3 protein-coding genes are annotated in these 2,712 nt (G+C 34.3%); all 3 read left to right on the top strand.

All coding sequences use genetic code 11. The annotated features are described in order from the left end of the window. Positions 1–232 precede the first annotated feature (232 nt). Positions 233–1,159: a ribose-phosphate diphosphokinase gene (locus HET73_RS06950; RefSeq protein WP_174134260.1), complete on the top strand. Its 927-nt coding sequence runs from the start codon at positions 233–235 to the stop codon at positions 1,157–1,159. Beyond that, entirely contained in the window at positions 1,149–1,502 is a 354-nt protein-coding gene (gene gatC, locus HET73_RS06945; protein WP_174133162.1) for an Asp-tRNA(Asn)/Glu-tRNA(Gln) amidotransferase subunit GatC, read from the top strand. The genes HET73_RS06950 and gatC overlap by 11 nt, the downstream gene beginning before the upstream one ends. A 181-nt stretch (positions 1,503–1,683) precedes the next feature. Continuing rightward, positions 1,684–2,712 (top strand): tRNA (N(6)-L-threonylcarbamoyladenosine(37)-C(2))-methylthiotransferase MtaB (gene mtaB / locus HET73_RS06940; protein ID WP_174134259.1); only part of this gene is annotated, 1,029 nt, incomplete at its 3' end.

The raw sequence follows: 2,712 nt of genomic DNA, 5'->3' as shown, positions 1-2,712 counted from the left end.
TGTGAAAAAATTTAAAAGACATGTAGCCCCAATAATTTATATAATCCGCCAATAAATACCTTGAGTTTTTTACTAAATTTTTGTCATTGAATTCGCGCGGATCAAAAACAAGTTTTGAGTCAGAAATACCCTTAATATTATAATTAAGGGGTCTGGTAGGGGTTGTCAAGGGGTTTTTATGTTCTATCTGTCCATAAATTCCGTATAATCTTACAAATTCAATTGGTAGATTATGAAGATAATAATAGGTAATACTAGTAAAGAATTAGGAAAATCAATAGCTAGTAAGCTAAATGTTCAGCCATTCTCCACTCAGGTATCAAAGTTCGCTGATGGTGAGATGAATGTGTACGTGGGAGACAATATCTATAATCAAGAGGTATACATAATACAGTCCATTTCTCCTCCTACAAATGACAATCTTATGGAGCTTCTGCTCACAATTGATGCAGTAAAAAGATCAGGAGCCAAAAGGATAACAACAATTATTCCTTATTATGGGTATAGTAGACAAGATATTATTATTAAAAATAATAATATGCAATCTGCTTTGGGTGCAAAATTGATTGCAAATCTCATCCAAACTGCAGGCGCAAGCGGTGTTGCAGTTATTGATTTGCACTCAAGTCAAATTGAAGGATTTTTCGATGTACCGATAACTAATTTAAGCTGCTTTGAAGTATTTGCTAGCTCTGTACACACGAAAAATTTGGCAATTGTTGCACCTGATATTGGGGCAGTTAGTAGAGCGCGTGCTTTCGCAAAGACTTTAGAGAAAAAGCATAAGATAGAATTGAGTGATAAAATTATTGTAGTAGACAAATACAGAGAGAAAGCAGGCATATCTCAGGTAATGAATATAATAGGGGAAGTTACAGATAAAAATTGTATCATTGTTGATGATATAGTTGATTCTGGTGGAACGCTATGTAATGCAGCTCTTGCCTTAAAAACCCGCGGAGCAAAGTCTGTCGTTTCATGCATCACACATGGCGTGCTTTCAGGAAATGCAGTCGAGAAAATCTCTTCCTCTTCTCTAGATAAACTAGTGATCACGGATACCATACTTCACAAATTTGAAAAAACTGATAAAATAAAAATTGTTTCGGTTGCAAATATTTTGACTCACTTCATTCAAGGAGGTAAAGATGCCAGCTAAGTCAATAGAAGACGTCATCACTTCGCTAATAGAGTTTGCAAACAAAAGAAAAGTGACAATTACCAAGGAAGAAATGCTTAAAATTGCACAGCTTGTGAGAATTAAGTTATCAAATGACGAAATTGAGCACTACTCCAAAGAACTAACGATGTTAGATTGGATACATGATATTTTATTACAAATTAACACTGAAGGTGTCTCTCCTATACGTTATGGTAGCATAGATAAGGATATTCACACACGCGATGACGTTGCCAATTCCGAGAACATTAAAGAAGAAATATTATCCAACACAAAATCTGAGCATGGATATTTTGTAGTGCCAAAGGTCATAAATGATTAAAATAAAGCTTATATTAAGTGTTTTAGGGAAAATATTTAAAGGGTTAAATGGACTATTAACTGCAATCTCACCACAAAGGGACAAGCCAGTAGAGATGTAAAATGTTGTGGTTAAGAGGCTTAATGACTTTACTTGGGTGTTTGATATAATAATTAAATTATAAAATCTATTGAAGTCTAGCATGAATAAAGTAGTGACATTTGGCTGTCGTCTAAATTTTTACGAAAGTGAGTTAATCAAAGAAGCATTAAGAAAAGCAGAGAGAGAAAATGTTGTTGTTGTACACAGCTGCGCAGTAACAAATGAAGCTGAACGCCAGGTGAAACAAAGAATACGTAAGATTCATAAAAATGATCCAAATAAAGAGATTATCGTAGTTGGCTGTGCTGTTCAATTAGATCCTAAATCGTATAGTAATATTCCTGGTGTAAGTAAGGTGTTGGGCAATCAAGATAAGCTCAAGGCTGAAAATTACTTACTAAATAATAATAAAATACTAGTCAGTGATAATCAAGCAAGCAAGTCAGAACCTATTTTAATTAGTAAGCTTGTAGATAAATCAAGAGCATTTATCGAAGTCCAAAATGGCTGTAATCATAGCTGCACATTTTGCTCAATTACTGAAGCAAGAGGAAACAACCGATCCGTGCCAATAAACAATATTATAGAGCAAATTAAGATTTTTGTAGCAAGCGGTTACCAAGAAGTAGTGTTTACAGGAGTTGATATTACTGATTTTGGTACAGATTTATTTGGTAAACCTTCACTTGGTCCACTGATTAGAAGAGTTTTAAAGGATGTATCAGAATTGAAGAGACTCAGGCTTTCTTCTATTGATGTTGCTGAAATCGACGATGAATTAATGAATTTAATAGTTAACGAATCAAGATTTATGCCACATTTGCACTTAAGTTTACAATCTGGTAATAATTTAATCCTAAAAAGAATGAAACGTCGTCACAGCAGGGAACAAGTGATAGAATTTTGCCATAAAATGAAGAGTTTAAGGCATAATATAGCATTCGGTGCTGATATTATTGCTGGATTTCCAACAGAAACTAACGAAATGTTTCAGGATACAGTTGATCTACTAAAGGAAGCTAATATAGTTTACCTACATGCTTTTCCATACTCAAAGCGGAAGAATACACCTGCTGCACGAATGCCGCAAGTGCCAGAAGATGTGCGTAAAGAGCGGGTAAAAAATTTA

It is taken from the genome of Wolbachia endosymbiont of Atemnus politus (assembly GCF_013309895.1).
The sequence above is the reverse complement of the archived record's forward strand: the minus strand, read 5'-3'. Positions and strand labels throughout refer to the sequence as shown.

What these genes read in the sequence shown, in the direction of transcription:
- HET73_RS06950 (WP_174134260.1), top strand. Translation starts at nt 233, where the DNA reads ATGAAGATAATAATAGGTAATACTAGTAAAGAATTAGGAAAATCAATA.
- gatC (WP_174133162.1), top strand. Translation starts at nt 1,149, where the DNA reads ATGCCAGCTAAGTCAATAGAAGACGTCATCACTTCGCTAATAGAGTTT.